Source organism: Promicromonospora kroppenstedtii DSM 19349, assembly GCF_000515355.1.
In the GTDB taxonomy this organism is placed as follows: Bacteria; Actinomycetota; Actinomycetes; order Actinomycetales; family Cellulomonadaceae; genus Promicromonospora; species Promicromonospora kroppenstedtii.
In genome coordinates this window covers 42,521-45,560 of sequence record NZ_KI911609.1, presented here as the reverse complement: position 1 = coordinate 45,560, position 3,040 = coordinate 42,521, and the positions used below count along the sequence as shown (strand labels likewise).

The following is a 3,040-nucleotide window of genomic DNA, read 5'->3' as shown; positions in this document are numbered from 1 at the left end:
GGTCGCCGGGGCGGTTGCCGCCGCGCCCGGACCGGAACGCGGCGGACAGGTCGGGGTTGATGGGCGGGCTGGTGCCGGGGTCGGTCGGGTCGACGTGCCCGGCGTACAGGTCCAGGAGGCGCGGCTTGCCGCGCGGCTCGGGCGAGGACATGAGCACGTGCTGCCACAGCGGCACGGGCCGCCGCTCGGAGACGACGACGGCGGTGTCGCCGCGCACCATCTCCAGCCAGTCGCCGAACTCCTCGGCGTTGGACACCGTCGCGCTCAGGGACACGAGCTGTACGTCGTCGGAGAGGTGGATGATGACCTCTTCCCAGACGGGGCCGCGGAAGCGGTCGGCCAGGTAGTGCACCTCGTCCATGACGACGTACGCGAGCCCGTCCAGGGTCGAGGACCCGGCGTAGAGCATGTTGCGCAGCACCTCGGTGGTCATCACGACCACGGGTGCCTCACCGTTGATGGTGGAGTCGCCGGTGAGCAGGCCGACGTTCTCGGGGCCGTGGCGGCGCACCAGGTCGGCGTACTTCTGGTTGGACAGGGCCTTGATCGGCGTCGTGTAGAACGCCTTGCGTCCGGAGGCCAGCGCGAGGTGGACCGCGAACTCGCCCACGACGGTCTTCCCGGCGCCCGTGGGGGCCGCGACCAGCACGCCACGACCCTGTTCCAGGGCCTCGCAGGCGGCGACCTGGAAGTCGTCGAGCTCGAACCCGATGACCTCCCGGAAGAGGGTCAGCTCAGGGCCTGCCCCCGGACGGCCCTCCGCTTCCAAACGACGTTGGGACCGGAAGGCCGAGTACCGCTCGGCGGGGCTCAGGTCGTTCATGGTGCACAGCCTACGGTCCCTGTGTGACACGGCGGTATGACACCGCCGCGCGACACGGGGACCGCAGGCCGTCAGACCTCGACGTCGACCTCGGCCAGCCGCTTCTCCACGCGCCTGTCGTGCAGCAGCGCCACCCCGACGGCGGCGAAATACAGCACGCAGATCGGCAGCGCCACCAGGATCATGGTGAGCGCGTCCGGCGTGGGCGTGATGATCGCGGCGAACGTGAAGGCGACCAGGATCGCCCACCGCCAGCCGCCCAGCAGCCCCTTGCCCGACATCAGACCCGCGAAGTTCAGACCCACCAGCAGCACCGGGGACAGGAACGCGAGCCCGAACGCGATCAGGAGCCGCATCACCAGCGACAGGTACTCCTGCGCGTTGGTGAACGCGGTCGCGTCGTCCGGCAGGAAGCCCGACAGGATCTGGATCGCGTGCGGGAACACGAGCCAGGCCATGTACGCGCCACCCAGGAACAGCGGGAACGCCGCACCGACGAACCCGTACGCGTACTTCTTCTCGTTCCGGTTCAGGCCGGGCGTGATGAACGCCCACACCTGGTACAGCCACCACGGGCAGGTGAGGAAGACCGCGAGGAACAGCGACGACTTGATCTTCAGGTCCAGTGCCGCCATCGGCCCGGCGAAGTTCAAGGTCATCTCGTTGCCGCGCATCTCCTCCGCCACGACCAGCGGTCGCTGCAGCAGGACGAGCAACGGGTCGTACAGCAACCACCCCAGGATCGCGCCCACCACCAGGCCGAGCGCGATCAGGACGAACCTCTTGCGCAGCTCGAGCAGGTGCTCGAGCAGTGGCATCCGACCGTCGGACGCCCGTCTCGTTCGTGCCACCGATCAGGCCTTGGGGATGTCGCGGTCCTTGTGGTCGATCAGGCCGGGGGTCGACCCCGTTCCTGAACCGGTACCCGTCCCGGTGGTGCTCGTGGTGGTCGCGGAGCCCGGCGCGTTGTCGGCAGCGTTGCCGTCCTCGTTCCGGTCGTCGCGCAGGTCCTTGACCTCCTTCTTGAAGATCTTCATCGACTGTCCGACGCTCTTGGCCAGGCCCGGCAGGCGGCTGGACCCGAAGAGCAGCAGGACGACGACGAGCAGGACGATCCAGTGCCACGGCTGCATGGCGCCCATGGTGACTCCTTACGGTGCGGTGCTGATTGTGGTGCGGATGTGCCCGATCCTACGCGGATCCGGGGGGCGAATTGGTAGCCCCCCGGTAGACGGCAGGTAGCGACACCCGCCACGGTGGGCCGAACTACTCGTTGAACTGCTTCCACTTCTGCCACGTCGCCACGTTCCGTGCCCGCCGCGCGTCCCGCCGGCCCGCACGCGCCACCCGCTGCGCGTGGACGCGCTGGTAGTGGATGGTGACGTCGTCGAACAGGCTCGGCCCGGCGTGCTGCGTGCTCGCCGCCTCCCGCGCCTGGTCGGACAGCTCCTGCAACCGGTCGGCCGACTCCCCGAACCGTTGCGAGGCCCGGCCCAGCTCCTCCAGGAGCCCCTTGGCCGACCGCCACAGAGAACGGGCCAGAAAGAACGCTCCGACGAGGGACCCCACGATCAAGAGGGTCCATACCCAGAACCACATGGTCGCCCAGCCTAGTGGTGATCGGGCGATGTGGCTGCGTCGCGCCCACCTTCGCCCACCGCACCCGCCCCGTACAGCGCCAGGGCCTCGGCCGCGGTGCCCGCGACATCGTCCGCCAGCACCGCCGGCGAGACCGACCGCACCAGCGGCGCCAGCCGCACCAGGGAGCTGCGCAACCACCCCGGGTTCGTCACGCGCAACGTCACCTCGAAGTCCCCGTCGGGCAGGTTGCGGACCGACTCCACCGGCACCTCCTCGGCGAACCACCGCGCCCGCGGCGCGAACCGGATCGTCGCCAGCGGAGACGAACCACCCGCGAACAGCGCCGCGAAGTCGATCTCCGCGCCCGCCTCCCCCGGGTGCGCCTGCACGGGCACGTCCGTCTCGACCGCCTCCAGGATGCGGTCCACCCGGAACGTGCGCGGCGCGTCCGCGCGGTAGCACCACGCCGCGAGGTAGGCGAACTCGTCCTGCGTGTGCAACCGCACCGGGTCCACCTCCCGCTCGCTGACGACGTCCGACGACGTCACGTACCGGATCCGCAGCCGGTGCCGGTTCGTCAGCGCCGACGAGATCGCCGCCACCACCTGCCGGTCCCCGCCCGGCGCGAGCCGCACG

At 70.1% G+C, this 3,040-nt stretch carries 5 protein-coding genes; all 5 read right to left on the bottom strand.

Annotation, left to right across the window (positions count from 1 at the left end):
- The coding region (locus PROKR_RS04025) for a DEAD/DEAH box helicase (RefSeq protein ID WP_157601880.1) at window positions 1–823 on the bottom strand (823 nt) is incomplete at its 3' end.
- Between the two features lie 71 nt (window positions 824–894).
- Window positions 895–1,641: a twin-arginine translocase subunit TatC gene (gene tatC / locus PROKR_RS04020; protein WP_036959722.1), complete on the bottom strand. Its 747-nt coding sequence runs from the start codon at window positions 1,639–1,641 to the stop codon at window positions 895–897.
- Window positions 1,642–1,677: 36 nt separating this feature from the next.
- Complete coding sequence (gene tatA, locus PROKR_RS04015) at window positions 1,678–1,965, bottom strand: Sec-independent protein translocase subunit TatA (protein ID WP_036959720.1); 288 nt, start codon at window positions 1,963–1,965, stop codon at window positions 1,678–1,680.
- Window positions 1,966–2,089: 124 nt separating this feature from the next.
- Entirely contained in the window at window positions 2,090–2,422 is a 333-nt protein-coding gene (locus PROKR_RS04010; protein WP_020015298.1) for a hypothetical protein, read from the bottom strand.
- A gap of 11 nt (window positions 2,423–2,433) precedes the next feature.
- Window positions 2,434–3,040: helix-turn-helix transcriptional regulator (locus PROKR_RS04005; RefSeq protein ID WP_036959715.1), on the bottom strand; the 607-nt coding region annotated here is incomplete at its 5' end.

Coding starts and splice junctions, on each gene's coding strand:
- PROKR_RS04010 (WP_020015298.1), bottom strand. CDS start 2,422: ATGTGGTTCTGGGTATGGACCCTCTTGATCGTGGGGTCCCTCGTCGGA.
- tatC (WP_036959722.1), bottom strand. CDS start 1,641: ATGCCACTGCTCGAGCACCTGCTCGAGCTGCGCAAGAGGTTCGTCCTG.
- tatA (WP_036959720.1), bottom strand. CDS start 1,965: ATGGGCGCCATGCAGCCGTGGCACTGGATCGTCCTGCTCGTCGTCGTC.